General features: G+C 72.0%; 13 protein-coding genes. 6 read left to right on the top strand and 7 right to left on the bottom strand.

The features are described from left to right. Positions 1 to 148: 148 nt before the first annotated feature. On the bottom strand, positions 149 to 883 hold the full coding sequence (locus C5N14_RS08730) for an SDR family oxidoreductase (RefSeq protein WP_117667324.1): 735 nt from the start codon (positions 881 to 883) through the stop codon (positions 149 to 151). Positions 884 to 1,224: 341 nt separating this feature from the next. Here C5N14_RS08730 and C5N14_RS08725 point away from each other — a divergent pair, with 341 nt between their 5' ends. From C5N14_RS08725 to C5N14_RS08715, 3 genes are all read left to right on the top strand, one after another. Continuing rightward, positions 1,225 to 3,375 carry a glycogen debranching N-terminal domain-containing protein gene (locus C5N14_RS08725; protein WP_117667322.1) on the top strand — a complete coding sequence of 717 codons (2,151 nt, stop codon included), beginning with the start codon at positions 1,225 to 1,227 and terminating at the stop codon, positions 3,373 to 3,375. Positions 3,376 to 3,483: 108 nt separating this feature from the next. Beyond that, entirely contained in the window at positions 3,484 to 3,984 is a 501-nt protein-coding gene (locus tag C5N14_RS08720; protein ID WP_117667320.1) for a DUF2231 domain-containing protein, read from the top strand. A gap of 561 nt (positions 3,985 to 4,545) precedes the next feature. Further along, positions 4,546 to 6,072, top strand: a complete 1,527-nt coding sequence (locus tag C5N14_RS08715) for a sugar ABC transporter permease (protein ID WP_117667318.1) — start codon at positions 4,546 to 4,548, stop codon at positions 6,070 to 6,072. Positions 6,073 to 6,191: 119 nt separating this feature from the next. On the opposite strand, the gene C5N14_RS32045 is transcribed toward C5N14_RS08715, so the two are convergent. Beyond that, positions 6,192 to 6,380 carry a hypothetical protein gene (locus tag C5N14_RS32045; RefSeq protein WP_165878055.1) on the bottom strand — a complete coding sequence of 63 codons (189 nt, stop codon included), beginning with the start codon at positions 6,378 to 6,380 and terminating at the stop codon, positions 6,192 to 6,194. On the opposite strand from C5N14_RS32045, the gene C5N14_RS32040 reads away from it, so the two are divergent. Next, positions 6,357 to 6,734: a CdaR family transcriptional regulator gene (locus tag C5N14_RS32040; protein ID WP_165878054.1), complete on the top strand. Its 378-nt coding sequence runs from the start codon at positions 6,357 to 6,359 to the stop codon at positions 6,732 to 6,734. The genes C5N14_RS32045 and C5N14_RS32040 overlap by 24 nt on opposite strands. Positions 6,735 to 6,797: 63 nt before the next feature. Here the strand turns inward: C5N14_RS32040 and C5N14_RS08705 are convergent, their stop codons facing one another. Continuing rightward, positions 6,798 to 7,775 (bottom strand): glycosyltransferase family 2 protein, encoded by a 978-nt coding sequence (locus C5N14_RS08705; protein WP_117667313.1) that lies wholly within the window; start codon positions 7,773 to 7,775, stop codon positions 6,798 to 6,800. 59 nt (positions 7,776 to 7,834) lie between these two features. Next, entirely contained in the window at positions 7,835 to 9,880 is a 2,046-nt protein-coding gene (locus tag C5N14_RS08700; RefSeq protein WP_371685814.1) for a hypothetical protein, read from the bottom strand. 451 nt (positions 9,881 to 10,331) lie between these two features. On the opposite strand from C5N14_RS08700, the gene C5N14_RS08695 reads away from it, so the two are divergent. After that, the gene (locus C5N14_RS08695) at positions 10,332 to 13,475 is read left to right on the top strand and encodes a GH92 family glycosyl hydrolase (RefSeq protein WP_117667311.1); all 3,144 of its coding nucleotides are present in this window, start codon (positions 10,332 to 10,334) and stop codon (positions 13,473 to 13,475) included. Between the two features lie 87 nt (positions 13,476 to 13,562). Here C5N14_RS08695 and C5N14_RS08690 read toward each other — a convergent pair whose 3' ends face one another. The 3 genes from C5N14_RS08690 to C5N14_RS08680 all read right to left on the bottom strand — a co-directional run bounded on the left by C5N14_RS08690 (position 13,563) and on the right by C5N14_RS08680 (position 17,335). Then, positions 13,563 to 15,389, bottom strand: a complete 1,827-nt coding sequence (locus C5N14_RS08690; RefSeq protein ID WP_117667309.1) for a glycoside hydrolase family 15 protein — start codon at positions 15,387 to 15,389, stop codon at positions 13,563 to 13,565. A gap of 135 nt (positions 15,390 to 15,524) precedes the next feature. Beyond that, entirely contained in the window at positions 15,525 to 16,139 is a 615-nt protein-coding gene (gene prfH / locus C5N14_RS08685) for a peptide chain release factor H (protein ID WP_117667307.1), read from the bottom strand. Further along, on the bottom strand, positions 16,136 to 17,335 hold the full coding sequence (locus C5N14_RS08680; RefSeq protein ID WP_371685813.1) for an RNA ligase RtcB family protein: 1,200 nt from the start codon (positions 17,333 to 17,335) through the stop codon (positions 16,136 to 16,138). Before C5N14_RS08680 ends, prfH begins: the two co-directional genes overlap by 4 nt. Before the next feature lie 532 nt (positions 17,336 to 17,867). Here C5N14_RS08680 and C5N14_RS08675 point away from each other — a divergent pair. Beyond that, positions 17,868 to 23,327, top strand: coding sequence for a carboxyl transferase domain-containing protein (locus tag C5N14_RS08675; RefSeq protein ID WP_117667305.1), 5,460 nt, complete (start codon positions 17,868 to 17,870; stop codon positions 23,325 to 23,327). Positions 23,328 to 23,752 lie beyond the last annotated feature (425 nt).

The raw sequence follows: 23,752 nt of genomic DNA, 5'->3' as shown, positions 1-23,752 counted from the left end.
ACCGCAACGGTTGACGTCCGGGACGGGGGGAGGTGGCTCGCTCGGTCGGCGGGGCACTGCGCTCCTCGCCAGGGTTCTCGCCGCCACCGACGTTCGGAGCTCCGGCCTGGGCCGGAGCTCCGAACCGACGCGGGCGGCACTGTCACTGTCAGGCGGCGCCACCGTTGACGTACAGCACCTGGCCGTTGATCCAGCGGGCCGGGCCGGCGAGGAAGGCCACCACGTCGGCGGTTTCGGTCGGGTCGCCGAGCCGGTTCATCGGCGACATCGCCGCCATCCGGGCGATCATCTGTTCATCCTTGCCCTCAAGGAAGAGCGCGGTGGCGGTGGCGCCGGGCGCGACAGCGTTCACGGTGATGTCGCGTCCCCGTAGCTCCCGGGCCAGGATCAGGGTGATCGAGTCCATCGCGGCCTTGCTCGCGGCGTAGGCGGCGTAGCCGGGCAGGGACAGCCGGGGCGTCGTGCTGGAGATGTTGATGATCGCGCCTCCGGGCCGGACCCGGCGGGCCGCCTGCTGGTCCACCACGAAGGTGCCGCGGACGTTGGTGCGGTGCACCCGGTCCAGGTCGGCGAGGTCCAGCTCGGCCACGGGGGAGTGGACCGCGATCCCGGCCGAGTGCACGACGACGTCGATCCCGCCGTATGTTCGCTCGGTGGTGTCGAAGAGGTCGGCGACCGCGAACTCGTCGGCGACGTCGGCCTGCACCGCGACGGCGTTTCCGCCAGCGGCGATGACCTCGGCCACGGCCTGCTCCGCCTCGACCTTGCTGGTGGCGTAGTTCAGCGCGACCGCGTATCCGGCCGTCGCCAACCGTTTCACGATCTGTCGGCCGATGCCCCGAGAACCGCCGGTGACGATTGCGACGCGCTGCGAGACAGCCATGATTAGTTCTCCTTGATCCTTGAGGGACCGGCGCGGTGGAGCCGCTCCGGAGACCGGATTAGATCAAACGAAGGCTTTTGACGGGCGCGGTCACCCTGCCTGCCACTTCGGTCGGGGAGCGGGGGCGGACGGCCGTTCGGTACCGAGGCGGGACAGGGTGGAACGGGAGGTGTACCGGCGACAGAGAGGGGTACGGGGTTCGTGCCCGCCGCCACCCGTGCGCTCGGGTTGTCCGCAGCTCGGGGGTGCACCGTGCCGCTGCCAGTGCCGAACGCATCGCCTGCCCGGCCCGTCCGGTCCGGGCACCGCGACGCGCCGTCGCGTCGACGGTCGCCCGGTCGATGAGCCGGGTCCGCAACCTCCGCGTCCGGCCGGATCTGCTCTACGTGGCGAGCGGGTGGAGCACGCTGGTCACGGACGTGCGCGGCCGGATCACCGGTGCCGACCCACAGGGCTTCTTCGCCCGCAACACCCGCGTGCTCAGCGTCGAGCAGGTGGCGGTGAACGGCCGCGAGCCGGTGCCGTTCAGCACGGCGAACGTCCAGGGACATGCCCAACTCTCGTACGCCGAGATCAGCGACGGCGAGACCCTACCCTCCCGTGCCGCCTACCTGGTGACCGAACGCTTCGTCGGCGAAGGGCTGCGGATTCGGCACACCGTGGTCAGCTTCGCCCAGCAGTTGTTGACTCTCCGGTTGGGGATCCGCCTCGCCGCCGACTTCGCCGACACCGGCGAGGCCGAGCGTGGCCGCCGCGTGCAGTGCGGTGCCGTCGGTGCGAGCTGGGACGCCGGGGAGCAGGAACTGTGCCTGACCTACCTGCGCGACGACCTCGACCGCGCGGTCCTGATCCGGGTACGGGCCGATGCGCCCGTGCGGTACGCGGACGGCGCGCTGACGATCGGGTTCGCCCTGCCGCCGGGCGCAAGCAGCCGGGTGGACCTCACCGTCGAGCCGGTCTTCGACGGGGAGCGTCTGCCCGCGCCCCCGGCGAGCTTCACGGAGCCCGGCGACGCCGCGGCCGGCGCCCGGGCCCGGCTGACCCGCGAACTCACCCGGCTGGGCAGCACCAACTTCGACGTCGCGGCGGCCTGGCGGTGCGCCGTGGACGACCTGGCCCTGCTGCCGCTCGGTGAACCGTCCGGGCCCACGGCGCCGATGGCGGGACTGCCCATCTATCAGGAGATCTTCGGCCGCGACACGATGACCGCGTCGTGGCAGGCCCTGCTCGCCGGGCCGACCATGCTGGCCGACAGCCTCCGCCTGATCGCCCACCACCTCGGGCGGCGCATCGACGACTGGCGGGACGAGGAACCCGGCAAGCCGCTGCACGAGGCCCGCCGGGGCCCGGTGTCCGTGCTCGGCCTCGACCCGTACACCAGCTACTACGGCGACTGGTCGACCGCGCCGGACTTCCTGGTTTTCCTGGGCCAGTACTTCGCCTGGACCGGAGACCTGGACATCCTGCGGGAACTGCTGCCGACGGCGCGCCGCGCCCTGGACTGGATCGACCGGTACGGCGATCTCGACGGGGACGGCTTCCTCGAGTACCGCTGCCGCTCTCGGACGGGCCTGAAGAACCAGGGGTGGAAGGACTCGGACTCGGCCATCGTCGACGAGCACGGGACGATCGTGCCGAACCCGATCGCGACCAGCGAGTTGCAGGCGTACTGGTACGCCGCGCTGCGGCACGCCGCCGTGGTGCTCACCGCGACCGGCCACCCCGCCGCGGGTGCGGTCCTCGTTGCCCGGGCCCACCGGTTGCGCCGCCGTTTCCACCGGGCCTACTGGCTTCCCGACCTCGGCTGTTACGCGATGGCGCTCGGGCCGGACAAGCGGCCGGTCCGGTCGGTCAACTCCAACGACGGCCACCTGCTCACCACCGGGATCGTGCCGCCCCGCGTCGCCCCCGCGGTGGCCCGCCGGCTGCTCGCGCCGGACATGTTCAGCGGCTGGGGTGTGCGTACCCTCTCCGCCGCGCATCCGGCATACAACCCCTTCAGCTACCACCGGGGCAGCGTCTGGCCGGTGGAGGCGGGCACGATCGGGCTCGGCCTGGCCCGGTACGGCTGCTGGGAGCACCTGCACCGGGTGGCCGAGGGGATGTTCGCCGCGGCGGCGATCTTCGAGGAGCACCGCCTGCCCGAGGTGCTGAGCGGTCTGCCGCGCGACGAACAGCACCCGCACCCCGGCGTCTACCCGAACTCCTGTTCCCCGCAAGCCTGGTCGGCCAGCTCGATCGTCGCGTTGGTCCAGGCGCTGCTCGCGCTGCGTCCGGCGGCACCGCTGCGGACGATCTTCGTGGATCCGCACCTGCCCGAGTGGTTGCCGGACCTCAGGCTGGAGGGCGTGCAGGTCGGTGGCGCGACCGTCGACCTGGTCGTCCGGCGCCGGCGCGGCGGCCGGACCACGGTCCGCGCCCGAGGCGACCGGATCGCGGTTGTCCGCCGCCCCACGGTGCAGGCCAGGTCCACCCGCCGCCACCAGTCCTGACCGGCGGTCAGCCATCCCGCATCCGGCCGGCTTCTCACCAAGGGACGTGTGACAACGCCGAAACGGGGAATCCGCCGAATTGCCTGGGGGGAGACAGGGAGACGTGTCATGGAGAGCCGAGCCAAGGCGATGGGCCATGGGGTCCACCCGATCCTGATCGTGTTTCCGCTCGGACTGTTCGCCACCTCGGTGATCTTCGACATCCTGTACCTGATCACCGACCGGTCGGGCTTTCAGATCTCCGCGGCGTACACGATGGGGGTCGGCATCATCGGCGGCCTCGTCGCCGCGGTGTTCGGTCTGATCGACTGGCTGGCCATCCCCGCCGGCACGCGCGCCAAGCGGGTCGGCGCGGTGCACGGTATCGGCAACGTCGTGGTCGTGCTGCTGTTCGCCGCGAGCTGGTTGCTGCGGCTCTCCGCGGACAACTGGGACCCGAGCGCCCTTGCCCTGACCTGTAGCTTCGTGGGCGTAGTCCTGGTCGGGCTGACCGGGTGGCTCGGCGGTGAACTGGTCGAGCGGCTCGGGATCAGCGTCAGTGAGAACGCGGGTGTCGACGCGCCGAGTTCGCTGTCGCGCCGGTCCGCCGGTCGGCCCCGCGGCGTCTGACCGACCTGCCGCTGCGGGCGCGGTGCGAGCCGCGGGTGGCCGGCCGGGTCCCCGGACGTGAGCCGGACAGTAGCGGAGTCACGGCCTGGGCAGGAGGAGGTCCGCGATGCCGGCGCACGGTTGCTGTCAGGTGACCGGGCTTCCACCGGCCTGAGCGCGCGGGCCGGCCCGCGTCCTGTGCGGACGTTGTCCACGCTCTCCCGGTATCGACCGACGAGCCGCACCCGCTGTTTGCGCAAGCAGGCTGAGTAGGGGGCGTGCGGATCGCCGGCCCGGGTTTAGGCTGCCGGGTGTCGAATGCCGAACCCATCGACTGATGAGGATTCCCATGGTTGACGCTGGGCAGTCGCCCGCCGCCGCAGACGGGCCCGTGCCGCCGCGACGTCCTGACCGGACAGCCGTCGTGGGCGTCGGGCTGGCGCTCACGGCGCCGGCACTGATCGCCCTGATCTGGTCGTACCTGCTGCCCACCGTGACCACCCTGCGCCGCAGCTTCAGCGCCGGGCCGAGGGTGCGCGACCTGGGTCGTGGCGGTGACCTGGGGCTGGCGAGAGCGTCGGCTTGGACAACTACCGCGCGCTGTACGAGGCCGGTTTCGTCGAGTCGGTCACGTTCGTGGTGCTGCTCGCGGTGGTGCCACTGCTCCTCGCGGTGCTGATCGCCCCGCTGCTGGCGGTGCTGGCCGACCGGGCGGGCCGGGTTGCCCGGCTGGCCACCCGGGGTGTTCTCGCGTTGCCGCTGGCCGGGCACGCGCCGGCGGCGGTGTATCTCGGCTGGCGGCTGCACCGCGTGGACGGCGGAGCCCAGTCCCGGGGCGCTGTGATCATGATGGTGGCGGTCACCAGCTTCGGTCTGGTCGTCGCGGTGGCGGCCACCGCGTACCTGGCGGCGCTGCGCAACCGGTCCTCCGGCCGCAGCCCGTTGCCCGCGCTGCTCACCGTGGGAGGTCTGCTCGCCCTGGGCGTGATCGCGGTGGCGTTGCAGAGCTACACCGTGGGCGCACTGACCCCGGTGCAGGGGCGTGGCGCACCACTGGTTGGCGTGTTCCAGTCGAGTTTCGGGCAGCTGCGGTTCGGGGTGGGCGCCGCCGGATCGGTGCTGCTGCTCGCTGTCCTGGGGGTGCTGGGGCTGGTGGCGGTCGGGTTGCTGCTGGCCACCCGGGCACGCATCGAGGTCGAGGGGCGGTGGCCAACCGCCCCGACCGGGGGCGATCCGCTGGCCACCGGGTTGGTCGTGGTGGCGCTGGTCGTCTTCGTCGCGGTCGTCGGCTGGGCGCTGGCGCCCTGGTTGCGGCACGGCTTCGAAGGGGTGCCCGAGGCGCGCGGCGGCGTCAGCCTCGCCACCGTACTGGCCAACACCTGGCTGCCGACGCTGATCGGTGCCACCGTGTCGGTCGGGCTGGCCGCAGTGGCGGGTTTCGGCATCGGGGCGTTGCGTCCGCTGGGTCGCTGGAGTGAGCTGTTGCTGCTGCCGTTCGCGCCGTGGCTGTTCGTCGGCACCGGCCCGCTGGCCATCGAAGGCTTCTTCCGGGCCCGTGAGCTGGGCCAGGTGAACACCTTCCTCGGCCTGATCCCGCCCGGCTGGGTGTCGATCCCCGCGCTGGTGGCGTTCACCCTGCTGTTCCGGGGCCAGCAGGCGCGCGGGCAGCACAGCGGGGGCACGGTGGTTCGTACCCTGGTGTTGCCGGCGCTGCCGATGCTGGTGCTGATCGGGCTGCTGACCTGGTTGATCCAGGCGCAACAGTTGCTCTGGCCGTCGATCGTCAGCGGCGATCCGGAGAACTTCACCGCTCCCCTGGCAGCGCAGTTCCGGGCCAACCGGTTCGGTCCCAGGGCTGACGGTGCCGGCCTCGGTTCGGTGCTGCCGGTCCTGATCCTGCTGCTCTTCCTGGTCGCCTTCGTCGTGTTGCAGACCCGCTACCTGGATCGCCTTGCCTTCCGGGTCGGCCGCGACGACGCCGTGGCACCGGTCGGCCCGACCGGCGTGCCGACACCGCGCGGACCGGTGGCGGGTGGACCGGCGCAGGCAGGGCTGGCGGTTCCGGGCGCATCGCGTCGAGATCAGCACCGAGACATCCAAGAGTCGTAGCCGGGTTTCCGGACCCCGGCAGACACGGCGATGCCCCCGACCGAACCCGCGACCGGCCCGGGGCATCGCCGAGTGCTTCCGGTACTGGGGCGGAGCGTTTCGTGCCGAGGCCCGGCGAGCTACGAGAACAGGGGCATGCTCTGCCGGACGGTACGCTTGCGCCACTGACCCTCTGCGGCCTTGACCAGGAAGGTCAACGGGATGGTGAGCATCAGATAGGTGACGGCCAGCGCGACGACCACGGGCAGCACGTCGTACGTGCGGTCCATCACCGAGCGGCCGGTGTGCAGCAGCTCCGGCAGGCCCACCGCGGCGGCGATCGCGGTCAGCTTGGTCAGCGCGACGGAGCAGCGCGGGCGGACGTCAACGACTTCATCGACAAGATCATCGGCAGGCTGCTCGCGTACGACCGCGAGCACCGGACCCAGCTCCTCGACACCGCCGAACGGTTCGTGTCGTGCGGCGGGAAGTACCAGGAGACATCCGTCAAGCTGCATGTGCACGTCAGCACGCTGCGCTATCGGCTGGAGCGGATCACCGAGCTGATCGGGCGCGACCTGAACGACGAGGAGGCGCGGTTCGAGATCATTCTCGCGACGCGCCTGTACCGGCTGCGGTCGGCCGCGCTCCGTGCCCGGGCCAACGACCGGCCCACCGCCTGACTCGCGGGCCCTGCGCTCCAGGGTCGTCACCCCGCACGGCCTCGGCGGGTGGCGGGCCCCGGGTCAGGCCGCGGAGGCGGTCAGGTCGACCGTCTCGTCCTGGTTGCGGCTCTCGCCTCTGGCGCCTCTGTCGGTTTCCTTGACGAGGAAGTGCGGCCGGCGCTTGGTCTCGTAGTAGATCCGTCCGATGTATTCGCCGATCACACCGAGGATCATCATCTGGATCCCGCTCATTCCGACGACCGCGGTGATGATCGTCGTGTAGCCGGGCATGTCGATGCCCTCGATGATGGAGTGCGCGATCACCCAGGCCGCGTACCCGGTGGCGAGCAGCGTCTGTAGCAGGCCGGCGTAGATGGCGAGCCGCAGCGGCTTGTTGTTGAAGGACAGCACGCCGTCGATGGCGTAGTTGACCAGCTTGCCGAAGCTCCACTTACTGGCGCCGGCCTGCCGTGTCTCGTTGGGGAAGGGCAGCACGAAGGTGTTGAAGCCGATCCAGGAGAAGATGCCCTTGGAGAACCGGTTGTACTCGGGCAGTGCGAGGATCGCGTCCACGGCGGGTCGGGAGAGCAGCCGGAAGTCACCGGCGCCGTCGTGGAGGCGGACGTCGATCAGGCGGTTCACCGTGCGGTAGAACAGGCGGGTGGCGTACCTGCGGGTCATGTGCTCGCCGCGCCGGTCCCGGCAGGCGATCACCTGGTCGTATCCCTGCTGGTACAGGGCGATCATCCGGGGGAGGAGGTGCGGGGGGTGTTGCAGGTCGGCGTCGAGAACGACGACCGCGTCGCCGGTGGCGCGGCGTAGCCCGGCGAGCATGGCGGCTTCCTTGCCGAAGTTGCGGCTGAACGACGTGTAGCGGACCGCGGAGTCGGCGGCGGCGAGACGGCGCATCACGGTCAGGGTGCCGTCGGTGCTGCCGTCGTCGACGAGGACGACCTCGAGATCGTCGGTGAGTCCCGTTGTCGCGGCGGTCAGCGCCTCGTGGAGCGGTTCCAGGGACGATTCTTCGTTGAAGCAGGGCACCACGATCGACAACCGCATGCGTCCTCCGATCTACTGCTTCATCCGCGTGGCGGTCCGGTGGTGTGGGCGGCCAGTTGTCATCCGGTCGAGGGGTCGAGGTGGTAGACCAACGCTCCGTCGACCTCCTCGCGGGTGATGCCCAGTCCGTCCACCGGTCGGTTGGGGACGCCGTCCCAGGCGGTCCCGGCGAGGCGGTCGGGCAGGACCACGACGGACCGGATGCCGGCCTGCCGCAGGTACGCGACGCTGGCCGGGTCGGGGAACGCCGCGGTGATCTCCCGGGTCCGCTGCTGGCTCGTGGGCACGAAGCCGGCGAGGCCGTTGGCGACCTGCGGGAAGCCGTCGGTGGACCACAGCATGATGTTCAGCTCCAGCAGGCCGTCGCTGGGCAGGACCAGCAGCGGCGCGGAGGCCGACCGCAGCGCGGTCGGCGCTCTGGGCACCTCGGGATGGGGGGTGCGGTTGACGCCCTCGACGAGCACGAGGGCCAGGGGCAGCACCAGGGCCACCCGTGCGACGCGCCACCCGGGCCGGACGGTCGGTGCCACCTTCGGGTTGTCGGCGCTCTCGTCTGGCGTTCCCCGAGCCGCCCGGGCCATGTCGTCGCCGATCGCGGTGATCGCCCCGGCGGCGAGAATGGCCAGCAGGAGGCTCGTCCAGATCATCATGCGCCCCGGGGTGCGAAGCGCGTCCCAGCCGGGGAGCAGTCTCGACAGGGTCAGGTACCCCGGATCCCCGTCGGCGCCCAGGTTGCTGCCCAGTCCGAGTGCGCCGCTGACCAGCACGCCAAGGCCGAGCAGGACCCGATGGCGGAGCCGGAAGCTGGAGTAGGCCAGGCCCAGGGCGGCGAGGACGATCAGCGTCACCCCGGGCAACAGGGCCATCTCCGGCGCCCAGGACAACTGGGCCCGGGCGTAGGTGTGCCGGGTTCCCCAGAGCCAGGAGTCCGCGGGCGCGACGACGTATCCCCGCAGCGGTGGCGAGAGCCACCTGGTCCAGGCGAGATCCCGCTCGGCCTGCGGGTTCTGGTCGACGACGCGCAGGTAGACCGAACCGATCGACACACACGTCGCGGCGAGGACCGCGCCGCCGCCGAGATCGGCCAGCAGCAGCCGGCGGCCGAACAGGTACCGGCCGCGCCTCAGCCGGACCCAGCCGACGGCGGCGGCGACCACCACGCACCCGGCGAGCAGGAAGTAGACCAGCGGCAGGCCGATGCCGAAGCCGAGGCTGACCTGCCAGGCGGCGACCAACCAGCCGGCCAACGCCCAGCCCGGGCGGTGCCGCTGCGGTTGGTGCCCGTCCCGCAACGACCAGCCATGTCCCCGGGCCAGCATGGCCAGGCACAACGCGATGCCCCCGATGGAGAGGATGTTCAGGTGCCCGCTGTGGGCCAGCCGCCACGGGGCGTACGCCCACGCGACAGCCGCCACGGCAGCCGCGATCCGGCGGGCGCCCACCTGCCGGACCAGCGCGTACGCTCCGACGAAGGCGAGGGCGTGCGACAGGACGTAGAGGATGTTGTACCGGAACACCGCCTCCTGCGGGTCGGAGACGAACAGCCCCGCCGGGGCGTAGCCGAGCAACGTGTCGCTGTAGGCGTACGTGTACCGCTCCGGAAAGAAGGTGTTGGAGTGCCACAGCGCCAGGGGATCGGTGAGCAGCGCGTGCCCGGACCAGGCGACCTGCCACGCCTGTAGGGTCGGGTCGCCCAGGTCGCCGGGGATCGTGGTCCACGGGTGGCGCAGCGTGGGCCAGGTGAGGACCACCGCCAGCAGCAGCCCGGCGAGCACCGCCAGGGTCCACTCGTGGCGCAACCACCACCACGCGGTCCGATCAGCGGCCGGGGGCGGCTCGCCTCCGCTGCCGCCGGGCCGCCCGCCGCGGTCCGCGTCCAGCAGGTTCGCCAGTCGTTTCGTCACCGTGGCGGAGCGGCCCGGCCCGGAAGCTCGGCCGGCTTCGGACGCACCCGTCTGTTCGGGCTGCGGCACGGCGGGCCGGACCAGCCGCCCGCTGACCGCCGGGGCGTGGACCTCGGGGCCGCCAGGTGATCGCGTCGCGGTTCCGTGACCGCGCGGGTGCGCGGGTGACCCGTGCTCTCCCGCCGTCGGGTCATCCGCCATGGCGCACCTCCAGCGGCCAGCCGGTGTGCGGGCCACCGAGGACGGTCACGGCTGTCTTCGCGCCGGAGCCCGAGCACCGGTGGGTCCACCCGGCGGTCGACCCGGTCGCCGCTGGCCACGGCCCGCGCACCGGGGACCGCGAGCACCGCGTCGCCGGTGCCGGCCACGGTGGGGAGGGGAGCCTCCGCGAGGCGCCCGCCCGGGGCTGTCCCATGAGTTGTCCTTCGGCCCAAGTCCCTGATTGGCGCACAATTCGCCACATCAGGAGTTGATAGTTGGCTATCTAAATTAACGGCGGAGACACGTGCGCGACAAGCCCCCGACGCGGACGGGCGCGCCGCCCCGCGTCATTGACAGCCGAGAGTTCGGAGCCTAGAACAAACAATCGACAGCTATGGATGGAAAGGTCGTCACCGAAGGCGCCACCCCACGCACAGGGAGGATCCGGAGCATGCATCGACCAGGCCCGTCCCGCCGGCTCGGCCTGCTGGCCACCGCCGTCACCGCCACGTTCGTCGTCGTAGCCGTCACCCCACCCGCCGAGGCCGCGGCGGCCGATCTCACGCAGTACGTCAACCCGTTCATCGGCACCGACGACAGCAACGCGCCCAACCCGGTGGGCGGCGGCGCCGGTGGCAGCACCATTCCCGGCCCGGTGCAGCCCTTCGGGATGGTGCAGCTCAGCCCGGACACGCCGACCGCCTCACCCTCCGGGTACCGGCACAGCGACACCGAGATCGAGGAGTTCAGCCTCACCCACTTCAACGGGGCGGGCTGCGCCAACAACGAGGATCTCGGCATCCTGCCGATCACCGGCGCCATCGGAGCCTCCCCCGGGACGTCCTGGACGTCCTACCGGGCCACCCAGACCAAGAGCCAGGAGCAGGCCCGCCCCGGCTACTACCAGGCGGTGCTCAGCAACTACGGCAACACCCGGGTGGAGGCCACGGCGACCACGCGCACGGTCGCCCTCCGGCTGACCTACCCGTCGACCGCCGCCGCCCGGGTGCTGGTCAACACCAGCCGCAGCGCCACCGGCAACCGGAACGGCTCGATCACCATCAGTGGATCATCCGTGACGGGCAGCGTCACCGGCGGCGGCTTCTGTGGCAGCTCGAAGACCTACCAGATCTTCTACCGGATGGAGTTCGACCGCGCACCGTCCGGGGTCGGCACCTGGTCGGGGGGTACGGTCAGCGCCGGGTCGACCAGCACCAGCGGCACGAACTCCGGCGGGTACCTGACCTTCGACACGTCCAGCAACCCGGTCGTGCAGGTCAGGGTCGGCATCTCGTTCGTCAGTCAGGCGGGGGCCCAGGCCAACCTCGTCAGCGAGCAGCCAGGCTTCGACTTCGACGCGCTGCGGGCGCGGGCCGACGAGCAGTGGAACGGCGTGCTCAACCGGGTGCAGGTCACCGGGGGCTCCGGCGCCGACCTGCGGAAGTTCTACACCGCGCTGTACCGCGTCTTCATCAACCCCAACGTGTCCAACGACGTCAGTGGGCAGTACCGGGGCTTCGACAACGTGATCCGCACCGCCAGCCACCCCGTCTACCAGAACTACTCCGGCTGGGACGTCTACCGGTCCTGGGCGGCGCTCATCGCGTTCATAGCGCCTGCGGAGGCGGCCGACATCGCCAAGTCGATGGTGCTCGACGGGCAGCAGGGCGGCCTGCTGCCCAAGTGGTCGCACAACACCAACGAGGCCTTCGTCATGACCGGCGACCCCGGCCCGATCATCGTGGACAGCCTCTACCAGTTCGGTGTCCGCGACTTCGACACCGCCGCCGCGCTGGAGTTGATGAAAAGGAGCTCCGCCGGCGGCACCACCCAGGGCAGCCCGATCCGCGGCCGGCAGGGCGGCTACGTGCAGCGCCACTACATCGACGGCGACCCCTCGGACTCGCTGGAGTACTCCGCGAGCGACTTCGCGGTCGCCCAGTTCGCGCGGGCCCTGGGGGACACGGCCACGTACGACACCCACATGGCCCGGGCCCAGTGGTGGCGCAACGTGTTCAACACCGAGTCCGGCTACGTCCACCCGCGAAACGCCGACGACAGTTGGCCGTGGCCGCTCGACCCCGCCAGCCAGTCGAACTACGTCGAGGGCAACGCCTCGCAGTACACCTGGATGGTCCCCTACAACCTCGGCGGCCTGATCAACCTCATGGGCGGCCGGCAGACCGCGATCCAGCGGCTCGACCACCACTTCACCCAGACCAACGGGGGCCAGTCGCAGCCGTACTTCTACATCGGCAACGAACCGGAGCACGGCGTGCCGTGGGCCTACCACTTCGCCGCCGCGCCGGCCGGCACCAGCGCGGCGGTCCGGCGGATCATGAACGAGTCGTTCACCACCGGCGCCGGCGGCCTGCCCGGCAACGACGACCTGGGCGCCACCTCGGCGTGGTACGTCTGGTCCGCGCTCGGCATGTACCCGCCCACGCCCGGCGCGGACACCCTGGCCCTGCACGGCCCGGTCTTCCCGTCGATCCTGGTCGACCGGCCCACCGGTGACCTGCGGATCGACGCCACCAACGCCGGGCAGGGCAACCAGTACGTGCAGAGCCTGTCCCGGGACGGCTCGGCGACGCAGCGCACCTGGCTGCGCTACGGCGACCTCGCCGGTGGCGCGACACTGTCGTACACGATGGGCGCCTCGCCCTCGTCGTGGGGGACCGACCCCGCCGACGCGCCGCCGTCGTTCGACGACGGGGCCACCCCGCCGGCCGCCGCCGCCGAACTGGGCCCCAACCTGGCCGCCGGGAGGCCGGCCACCGGCTCGGCCGCGTGCAACGCCACCGAGGGCCCCGAGAAGGCGTTCGACAGCAGACTCGGCGGCGCCAGCAAGTGGTGCTCCCTCGCCACCGGCACCAAGTTCCTCCAGGTCGACCTGGGATCGAACCAGACGATCCGCTCCTTCGTGGTCAAGCACGCCGGGCTCGGCGGTGAGACCACCGGCTGGAACACCGGTGACTTCACGATCCAGACCAGCACCGACGGCAGCACCTGGACGACCCGCGCCACGGTGTCCGGCAACCGGGCGAGCCGGACACACCACCCGATCCTCGCGGCGCCGGCCCGCTTCGTCCGGCTGACCATCACCAGCCCCACCAACAACGGCAACAACGCGGCCCGGATCGACGAGTTCGAGGTGTACGGCACGAACAACCAGGCCAACCTCGCGCTGAACCGCCCGGCCACCACGGATGCCCAGTGCGCCGCGAGCGAGGGGCCCGAGAAGGCCGTCAACGGCAGCACCTCGGGCGGCGGCTCCGACAAGTGGTGCGCCAACGGCGGCACCAGGTCCCTGCGGGTCGATCTCGGCGCGGGCCACCGCGTCCAGTCGATCGTCGTCCACCACGCCGGCGCCGGCGGCGAGGACCGCGCGTGGAACACCCGGGACTTCGACCTGCAACTGTCCACCGACGGCGCGACCTGGACGACCGTGGCACAGGTCAGGGGCAACACCGCCGACATCACCAGTCACCAGGTCTCGGCCGACGCCCGGTACGTGCGGGTGAACGTCCGCACCGCCACCCAGACCACCGACACCGCCGCCCGGCTCTACGAGGTCGAGGTCTACGGAACCTGACCCTCCCCGGCCGGCCGCCCGCGTCCGGTGGCCGGCCAGGGCCAGGTCCTCGTGGACGACGCACTCCCGGCCGGCGCCGCGATCCGCTCACGCCTCGGGCACCCGGGCCCACTTCTGGAGCGTGTCCTCGCGCCCGGTCGCGTCGAGGTGCAGCGCCGCCTCGATCAGCGCGAGATGGGTGAACGCCTGGGGGTAGTTGCCGGTCGCCGTCCCGTCACCGGCCATCTCCTCCGCGTACAGTCCGAGGTCGCCGGCCCGCGCGCAGAGCCAGTCGAAGGCCTGCTGCGCCTCCCGCCGCCGGCCGGTCAACGCCAGGCAGGAGACCATCTCGAACGAGGTGAGCAGGAAGCCCGGCTCGCTCCCGGGCAGGCCGTCGTCGACCTCGCGGGTGTCGTACCGGTGGACCAGCGCCACGCCGTCGCCGAGCCGGCGGTGGATGACGTCGATGGTGGAGCGGATCCGCGGGTCCTCGGGCGGCAGGAAACCGACCAGCGGAAGACGCAGCACCGCGGCGTCCAGGGCGGTGGAGTCGTACGCCTGCACGAAGCAGCCCAGCCGCTCGTCGTAGCCGCGATCGATCACCTGACGGTGGACCTCGTCCCGCTCGGCGCGCCAGCGGGCGAGGTCACGGTCGTCGTCGAAGTGCTCGGCGAGCCGGATCGCCCGGTCGAGGCAGACCCAGGCCATCACCTTGGAGTTGACGTAGTGCCGGGGCACGTTGCGGATCTCCCACACGCCGTGGTCGGGCTCGCGCCAGCGTCCCAGGGCGTCCTCGACCCAGTGCCGCAGCCGCTCCCAGCCCTCCGGCGGGAGCCCCCCGCTCAGCTCGTGGTAGGTCAGGGCGGCGTCGAGGAGGTGGCCGTACACGTCGAGCTGGAACTGGTCGAACGCCTCGTTGCCGACGCGCACCGGCCGGGAGTCCCGGTACCCGCGCAGGTGCGGCAGCCTCGTCTCGGGTCGCCGGACGTCGTCGATGCCGAACATCGCCGGCAGGTACGGGTCGTCGGCCGCCGCGTCGAGCAGGAAACGCAGGAATCGGCCCCCCTCCTGGGCGTGCCGGAGGCGGAACAGGGCGAGCACCACGAGCGCCGCGTCCCGGGGCCAGGTGAACCGGTAGTCCCAGTTGCGGACACCGCCGAAGCTCTCGGGCAGCGACGTGGTCGCCGCGGCCAGCAGGGCGCCGGTCTGGTCGAAGGACAGCCCGCGCAGCACCAGGGCGCTTCGCAGCACCTGCTCCCGGCCGGGCCCGTCGTAGGCGGCCCGCGCGGTCCAGTCGCGCCAGGTGTCGCACGTGCGGCGGAAGATCCGCTCCCCGTCGCCCGGTTCGAGATCCGACTCGGTCGCGCCGTCGTAACCGAACACACAGGTCCGCAACTCACCCGGGCCGACGAGTTCGTCCGCCAGCAGCCGGTCGTCCTCCTGGCGGAACGCCACGTTGGTCAGCAGCCTCAACTCGGGCAGCCGCCACCGGCCGGTTCCCTGTGCCCTCCAGCGCCCCGGACCGCGCCCGTAGTCGGGTCGGGCGTCCACGACGAAGCGCACCATCGCGTAGCCGGAGACCACCCGTACGCAGCGCACCAGCCGTCGCTCGGCCACGATCGGCACCTCGTCGCGGCTGCCCTGACGCACCGCCAGGAAGTCGTGGACCAGCACCTCCGCGCCCTCGTCGGTGAGGTAGCGGCTCTCCAGCACGAGGGTGTCCTGGACGTACCGGCGTTGGGCGGCGCCGGCACCCACGACCGTGATCTGCGCGGCCCCGCCGCGCTCCCGGTCCAGCAGCCGACCGAACACGCTGGGCCCGTCGAAACGGGGCACGCAGAACCAGTCGACGGATCCGTCCGGACCGACCAGCGCCGCCGAGTGTGTGTCGGAGAGGAACGCGTACGCGTCGATGGCCGGGAAGGTGTCCGTCATGCGCCGTCCCTCTCACCGCGGGTGCGTCCGTCGTGCCCCGGCTACCCGTTGTGCCCGCCCTCAATCCCGGGCCGTGCCCGCCGTGCCCGCCGGGACCCGGGTGACGTCGACGACCCGCGCGACCGGGTGTTGTCGCTACCTCTCCGGGCGTTCGACGCGGGTGGGGTTGCCGCGGACGAGCTCGTCGTGGACGCGCCAGCGGGCGGTGGTGACGGCGCGTCCTGCCGTCTCGTCGCCCTGCTCGATGCGCTGTCGCAGCAGCCGCACGGCGATGCGGCGGTTGAGGCTGAACTGCCGCTCGGTGTCGACCACGAGGACGATCCCCGAAGGGCGGTGGGTCGCCCGTACCGCCGTGCTGGCCTTGTTCCGGTGTTGACCGCCGGGGCCGCCGGTGCGGCAGCCGACGATGTCGACATCCGCCTCCGCGAACGTCGTGCGCGGGGTGTCGACCTGGCACGGTCGGGCGATGACGTACCAGTTCTTCCGGCCGGTGCCGGGCCGGTAGGGGCTGGGGGCCTGCCAGCACAGGGTTCCGGTCCACGAGGCGGCGAACGTCTCGGCGCCGGCTCCGGAGATCCGGACCAGGACCGACCGGTAGGTGCCGGGCCGGTCACCGGGCACGGTGTGCGTCCGATGGGTCGTCAGGCTCTGCCGGACGGCGTCGGCTTCCAGGCGGCGCAGCAGCCGGGCCAGCGCCCAGGCGCACTCCTGCGGGCCGCGTCCGGCCGACACGAGCAGGTGGACGCTCACGGCCGGCCCCGCCTGCGGCGGTGGTCCCGGCGGTCGCGTGGGGGCGTCGACCCGAGGTCGGGCGTCTTGTAGGTGACCAGGGGGACCGTGGTGGCCACGGGCGTGGCCAGTTCGTGGTCGACGAGGTCGGCGATCACCTGCTCGATGCGCTTGTAGGCCGTCGGTGCCTCCTCGAAGAGCAGCTGGCGGTCGCCGCACACCACCAGCGACCCCAGCGGCGTGCGGCGCAGCTCCTCGACCGTGTGCTTGGCCCGGCCCCGGCGCAGGGCGTCGGCGCGCGACATCTTCCGGCCCGCGCCGTGCGCCACCGAGTGGTTGGCGCCCGGCCCGGAGTGGGCGGCCACCAGGTAGGAAGGGGTGCCTCGGGTGCCGGCGACGAGCACGTCGCGGCCGTCGCCCGGCGCCGCCCCCTTGCGGTGCAGGTAGACCCCGTCACGGATCTCGACCAGGTTGTGGCACTCGTCGACGATCGGCTCGGTGGGCTCGGTCCCCAGGGCGTGGGCGACCCGGGCGGCCATCAGCCGCCGGTTGAGCGAGCCCCACCGTACGGCGTCGTCGTGCATCGCCAGGTAGGCGGCGGGATCCGGGGCGGGGCCCGCGCCGTGCACCTCGGTGTGCGCACGCAGGATCCGCTCGCCCAGCCCCCGGGAACCGCTGTGGACGACGAGCACGAGGTCACCGGCGGCGAGCCCGAGCCGGCTCGCGTGGCCCGGCTCGAAGACGGTGCCGATCCGGGCCAGCTCGACGAAGTGGTTGCCCCGACCGACCGTCCCGAGTCCCTCGACGTGACCGGCGGGAACGTCGTCCGTCATGACGGCCCAGGCGGGGTCGTCGGCGTCCTGCGCGGGGTCCAACGCGCGGTCGAGGTCGGGAAACCGGGCGGCGAGCCGCTCGGGCACGGCCCGCTTGAGCCTGAGGGGGAACACGGCGATGCCGCAACCGATGTCGGAGCCCACCAGGAACGGGTACAACACGGTCGACGCCATGGCGGCGCCGATGGGGGCGCCCTTGCCGGGGTGCAGGTCCGGCATGGCGGCGACGTGGATCATGCCGTCGAGGGCGGCCACCTGGTGACACTGCGCGAGGGCGTCGGACTCGATCCAGCTCGTGGGGGAGGCGAACACGGTGACGGTGGCCGAACCGGCGGCCGGGGCGGGCTGCGGCAGGGCCGCCCGCCGCAAGGGTGGCTGAGACAACGACGCTCACTTCGCTGAAAGTGGTCATGGACGGACGGCACGACGGCGCGGGTCGGCGCCGTGCGGCCGTGGGGCAACGGGGGTGCTGTCCGTCAGAACGTCATGGACATCACCTTCGCGGAGCCCACCGCGCGCGGCAAGCGCTTTTCGGCCGTGCGGGGCGTTCGATCAAGGTCGACCGGGCCGCGAGCCGAGGGGAGCGGGGCTCGCGGGATCGGAACCCCGCGGCAGGCGCCCCGGTTGCCCACCATGGGCCGGCGCGCCCACCGGGGTCCCGCCGAGGGACGGGCAGGGCATCCCGTAAGTTGTGTCCCGCGTCACATTTTGCCCGCGGCGGGACGTGTCGCCGTTCCGTCCACCCAGGCCCTGGTCAGGCGTGGGTGGACAACGACCTTTGGAGGTTTCCCACAACTGAGGCCGTGCAGGATGCGCAATCTGCGATATGGCGTCGCCAGCCGGGAGACGGAAGGGTGAATACTGCCGGGACCGCCGTGTCCCGGCGCATCGTTGGTCTACAGAAGGGCTCGGTCGGGTGTTCAGTCGTGTCGCCATCGTCAACCGTGGTGAGGCCGCCATGCGGCTCATCCACGCTGTACGGGACATCGCCGCGGAGACCGGGACCCGGATCGAGACCGTCGCGCTGCACACCGACGTCGACCGGGCCGCCACGTTCGTGCGGGAGGCCGACATCGCCTACGACCTCGGTCCCGCCTCCGCGCGCCCGTACCTGAACCTGGAGGTGCTGGAGCGGGCGCTGGTGGAGACCGGGGCCGACGCGGCGTGGGTCGGCTGGGGCTTCGTCGCGGAGGACCCGAGGTTCGCGGAGCTGTGCGAGCGGGTCGGGGTCACCTTCGTCGGACCGAGCGCGGATGCCATGCGCAAGCTCGGCGACAAGATCGGCGCGAAGCTGATCGCCGAGGAGGTCGGCGTCCCGGTCGCGCCGTGGAGCCGCGGTGCGGTCGAGACCCTGGACGCCGCCCTGACGGCGGCGGCCGAGGTCGGCTACCCACTGATGCTCAAGGCGACCGCGGGTGGCGGCGGGCGCGGCATCCGCGTGATCACGAACGAGGCCGAGCTCGCCGACGCCTACGAGCGCACCAGCCAGGAGGCAGCGCGGGCGTTCGGCAGCGGCATCGTGTTCCTGGAGCGCCTGGTCACCGGCGCCCGGCACGTCGAGGTGCAGGTGATCGCCGACGGTCAGGGCACCGCGTGGGCGCTCGGCGTCCGCGACTGCTCGGTGCAGCGACGCAACCAGAAGGTCATCGAGGAGTCGGCGTCGCCGGTGCTCAGCCCCGCGCAGGCGGCCGAGCTCAAGGCGTCGGCCGAACGGCTGGCCGTCGCGGTCGGTTACTGCGGCGCGGCGACGGTCGAGTTCCTCTACCACCCCGGCGACGAGCTGTTCGCGTTCCTCGAGGTCAACACCCGTCTGCAGGTCGAGCACCCGATCACCGAGTCCACCACCGGGTTCGACCTGGTCAAGGCGCAGCTGCACGTGGCCGCCGGCGGCAGGCTCGACGGCGAGCCGCCGGTGGAGCGCGGCCACGCCGTCGAGGCCCGCCTGAACGCCGAGGACCCCGACCGCGACTTCGCGCCGTCCCCGGGCCGCATCGCCCGGCTGGCCCTGCCCGCCGGGCCGGGCATCCGCGTGGACACCGGCGTCAGCGAGGGCGACACCATCCCCGCCGACTTCGACTCGATGATCGCGAAGATTATCGCCTACGGCCGCGACCGCGACGAGGCGCTCGGCAGGCTGCGCCGGGCGATGGCGCAGACCACGGTGATCATCGAGGGTGGCGCGACGAACAAGAGCTTCGTGCTCGACCTGCTCGACCAGCCCGAGGTCATCGACGGCAGCGCGGACACCGGCTGGATCGACCGCGTCCGGGGCGAGGGCCGGCTCGTCTCGCACCGGCACTCGGCCGTCGCGCTGGCGGCTGCCGCCATCGAGGCGTACGAGGAGGAAGAGCGCGTCGAGCGGCAGCGGCTGTTGTCGACGGCGTTCGGCGGACGCCCGCAGGTGCAGCACGAGAGCGGCCGACCGCTGGACCTCAAGCTGCGGGGCGTCGGCTACCGCGTTCGGGTCGCGCGGGTCGGCGCGCACCGGTTCCGCGTCGGCGTCGAGGCGGGTGACGACGTCCGCACCGCCGACGTCGAGCTCGACCGCTTCGACCGGCACACCGGGCAGGTCGTCGTCAACGGCACCCGGTACCGGCTGCTCACCGGCACGCACGGGCCGATCCACCTGATCGAGGTGGACGGCGTGACGCACCGGGTCAGCCGCGACGAGGGTGGTGTCGTTCGCTCGCCCATGCCCGCGCTGGTCGTCGCCACGCCGCTGAAGGTCGGCGCCGAGGTCGAGGCGGGCGCGCCGGTGCTCGTGCTGGAGAGCATGAAGATGGAGACGGTGCTGCGGGCACCGTTCAAGGCGCGGCTGAAGGAATGCGCCGTGTCCGTGGGCAGCCAGGTGGAGGCCGGTGCGCCGCTGGTGCGGCTGGAGCCGCTCGCCGACGCCGAAGTGGAGAGCGACCCGGCGGGGGAGTCCGTCGAGCTGGACCTGCCCGCCGCGCCCCGGGAGATCCCGGCGCGGGCCCGCACCAGGCGCGGCCAGGAGGACCTGCGCAGCCTGCTGCTGGGCTTCGACGTCGACCCGCACGACGAACGCCGGGTGCTCGACGACTACCTCGCGGCACGCCGGGCGGCCATCGCGGACGGTCACCGGCCGCTGGCCGCGGAGCTCGAACTCGTCGACATGTTCGCCGACCTCACCGAGCTGAGCCGCAACCGGCCGACGGGTGAGGACGGCGGCGGTGACGGTCACCTGCACAGCGCCCGCGAGTACTTCCACACCTACCTGCAGAGCCTCGACGTCGAGCGAGCCGGGCTGCCGGAGGCGTTCCAGGCCAAGCTCGCCAAGGCGCTCGGGCACTACGGCGTCACCGATCTGGAGCGTTCCCCCGAACTCGATGCCGCCGTGTTCCGGATCTTCCTCGCCCAGCAACGCGCGTCCACCGACGCCGCGGTCGTCACGGCGTTGCTGCGCGCCTGGCTGCGGGAGCCGCCGCCGGACGAGGCGTTGCGCGAGCCCGCCGGCCTGGCGCTGGAGCGGCTGGTGGCCGCGACCCAGGTGCGCTTCCCCGTGATCTCCGACCTCGCGCGCGGCGTGGTGTTCGGCTGGTTCGCCCAGCCGTTGCTGCGTCGCAACCGCGCCAGCGTCTACGCCAGCGTCCGCAAGCACCTGCGCCACCTGGACACGCACCCGGACGCGCCGGACCGTGCCGAGCGCATCGCCGAGATGGTGCGTAGCACCGAGCCGCTGGTGCGGCTGCTCGGCCAGCGGCTGATCCGCGCCGACCTCGGCAACGAGGTCATGCTGGAGGTGCTGACCCGGCGGTACTACGGCAACAAGGGCCTCACCGGCGTGCGCACCAGCGAGGTCGCGGGCTGCACGTTCGTGGTCGCCGAGCGCGCGGGCTCGTGCGTGGTCTCCTCGGCGGTGGGCTTCGAGGCGCTGGGCGCCGCGCTGCGCGGGCTCGGGGAGCTGGCGAGCGGCGAGGACGTCTTCGACGCCGACATCTATCTCGCCTGGGAGAACCAGCCGGAGGACACCGACGCGATGGCCGCCGCGCTGCACGAGGTCGTCAGCGCGCACCCGTTGCCGGGCCAGGTCCGCAGACTCACCGCCACCGTCGCGGGCCGCAGCGGCGCGGTGATGCACCACCACTTCACGTTCCGCCCGTCGACCACCGGGATGGTAGAGGAACGGCTGGTCCGCGGCCTGCATCCGTACATCGCGCAGCGGATGCAGTTGGAGCGGCTGAGCAAGTTCGACCTCACCCGGTTGCCGTCGTCCGACGAGGAGGTCTACCTCTTCCAGTGCGTGGCGCGGGAGAACCCGTCGGACGACCGCCTCGTCGCGTTCGCGCAGGTACGCGACCTGACCGAGCTGCGCGAGCACGATGGCAGGCTGGTCGCGCTGCCGACCGCCGAGGACACCGTCGCCACCTGCCTCGACTCGATCCGCCGCGCGCAGTCGCGGCGACCGTCGAAGAAGCGCGTCAACACCAACCGGATCGTGATCTACGTCTGGCCGCCGAGCGACCTCACCCGCGCGGAGCTGGAGATGATCGCCGGGCGAGTGCTGCCGACGACCGCGGGCGCCGGGCTGGAGGAGATCCTGTTCATCGCGCGGCAGCGCGACCGGGAAACCGGCGAGCTGACCAAGATCGCCGTGCGTATCTCCTTCGACGCCACGGGCGGCAGCGAGCTGACCGTCGGCGAGCCGTCGGACGAGCCGGTCGAGCCGCTCGACGACTACCGGCAGAAGGTGCTGCGCGCGAGCAGCCGCAACACGGTGTACCCGTACGAGCTGACCGGCCTGCTCGGCGACTTCGTCGAGTACGACCTCGACGACGAGCACGCGCTGGTGCCGGTCGCCCGCCCGAAGGGACGCAACACCGCGGCGATCGTCGCGGGTGTGGTCAGCACGCCGACCCGGTGGCACCCACAGGGCGTCACCAGGGTCGTGCTGCTCGGCGACCCGACGAAGTCGCTCGGCGCGCTGTCGGAGCCGGAGTGCCGCCGGGTGATCGCCGCGCTGGATCTGGCCGACCGGATGCGGGTGCCGCTGGAGTGGTACGCGCTGTCCTCCGGCGCGCGGATCTCCATGGGGTCCGGCACGGAGAACATGGACTGGGTGGCCGCGGCGCTCAAGCGGATCGTCGAGTTCACCCAGGACGGTGGCGAGATCAACATCGTGGTCGCGGGCATCAACGTCGGCGCGCAGCCGTACTGGAACGCCGAGGCGACGATGCTCATGCACACCAAGGGCATCCTGGTGATGACTCCGGACTCGGCGATGGTGCTCACCGGCAAGCAGTCGCTCGACTTCTCCGGCGGCGTGTCGGCCGAGGACAACTTCGGCATCGGTGGCTACGACCGGGTGATGGGGCCGAACGGGCAGGCGCAGTACTGGGCGCCGAACCTGTCCGCCGCGCGGGACGTGCTGATGTCGCACTACGACCACACGTACGTCGCCCCCGGCGAGCAGGGGCCGCGGCGGGCGACCACGACCGACCCCGTCGACCGCGACATCTCCGACTTCCCGCATGTCGTGGCGGGCAGTGACTTCAGCACCGTCGGCGAGATCTTCTCTGCCGAGGCCAACCCGGACCGCAAGAAGCCGTTCGACATCCGGACCGTGATGCGGGCGCTCTCCGACCAGGACCACCCGGTGCTGGAACGCTGGGCGGGCATGGCCGACGCGGAGACCGCGGTGGTGCAGGACGTGCATCTCGGTGGCATGCCGGTGTGCCTGCTCGGCATCGAGTCACGGTCGGTGCCGCGGCGCGGTTTCCCGCCCACCGACGGCCCGGACACCTACACCGCGGGCACGCTGTTCCCGCGGTCGTCGCAGAAGACCGCGCGGGCGATCAACGCGGCCAGCGGCAACCGGCCGTTGGTGGTGCTGGCGAACCTGTCGGGCTTCGACGGGTCCCCGGAGTCGATGCGGAAGCTACAGCTGGAGTACGGCGCCGAGATCGGCCGCGCGATCGTGAACTTCCGCGGGCCCATCGTGTTCTGCGTGATCTCGCGGTACCACGGTGGCGCGTTCGTGGTGTTCTCGAAGGCGCTGAACCCGAACATGACCGTGCTCGCGCTGGAGGGCTCGTTCGCCTCGGTGCTCGGCGGTGCTCCGGCCGCCGCGGTGGTGTTCTCCGGCGACGTCAACGCCCGGACCGCGGCCGATCCGCGCCTGCGGGACCTGGAGGCCCGCGCTGCGATCGCCTCCGGCGCCGACCGCGCCGCGTTGACCGCCGAGCTCGACGAGATCCGTTCGTCGGTCCGCGCGGAGAAGCTCGGTGAGGTGGCCACGGAGTTCGACCGCGTGCACAACATCCAGCGCGCGGTCGAGGTCGGCTCCGTCGACGCCGTCATCCGCGCCGCGGAACTGCGCCCGCGGATCATCGAGGCCATCGAGTCGCGTCTGCGTTAGTCCGGTCCACTGCCGTGGACCAGGCGACCGTCGCGCCACGTGCAGTGGGGAACACCGCGACGGCCTGATCGAGCACCGCATGCGAACGGCCGACCGGTCGCGTGCGGTGCTCGATCAGAGTCGTCGCCACGCACCTACCGAGCTGCGGCCGGACCCGGAAGCGGCTGCGTCAGCCCGGCCCGCTACCAGGCCATCCGCGAGCTGCGACCACCGGTTCCACAGCTCTCGACGACCATGTTCGGTCCCTCGGCGGATCCTGCGGGAGCGCGTTCGCGTCCGGGACCTCATCCTGACGAGCGACCGCCGGTGCGCGGACGCCCTCGGGCTATTTCCCCCGTATCGAGCGTTCAGTCCCAGTTGAGCCAGTAACGTCTCATCCGACAGCGGGGAGACCGGCTCGACGGGTGAGTCTCCGGTCCAGCCGA

Origin of the sequence: Micromonospora sp. MW-13 (assembly GCF_003434305.1) — a bacterium.
GTDB lineage: Bacteria > Actinomycetota > Actinomycetes > Mycobacteriales > Micromonosporaceae > Micromonospora.
This window is presented reverse-complemented; position numbering and strand designations above follow the sequence as displayed.

What these genes read in the sequence shown, in the direction of transcription:
- C5N14_RS08730 (WP_117667324.1), bottom strand. Translation starts at nt 883, where the DNA reads ATGGCTGTCTCGCAGCGCGTCGCAATCGTCACCGGCGGTTCTCGGGGC.
- C5N14_RS08725 (WP_117667322.1), top strand. Translation starts at nt 1,225, where the DNA reads ATGAGCCGGGTCCGCAACCTCCGCGTCCGGCCGGATCTGCTCTACGTG.
- C5N14_RS08720 (WP_117667320.1), top strand. Translation starts at nt 3,484, where the DNA reads ATGGAGAGCCGAGCCAAGGCGATGGGCCATGGGGTCCACCCGATCCTG.
- C5N14_RS08705 (WP_117667313.1), bottom strand. Translation starts at nt 7,775, where the DNA reads ATGCGGTTGTCGATCGTGGTGCCCTGCTTCAACGAAGAATCGTCCCTG.
- C5N14_RS08700 (WP_371685814.1), bottom strand. Translation starts at nt 9,880, where the DNA reads ATGGCGGATGACCCGACGGCGGGAGAGCACGGGTCACCCGCGCACCCG.
- C5N14_RS08695 (WP_117667311.1), top strand. Translation starts at nt 10,332, where the DNA reads ATGCATCGACCAGGCCCGTCCCGCCGGCTCGGCCTGCTGGCCACCGCC.
- C5N14_RS08690 (WP_117667309.1), bottom strand. Translation starts at nt 15,389, where the DNA reads ATGACGGACACCTTCCCGGCCATCGACGCGTACGCGTTCCTCTCCGAC.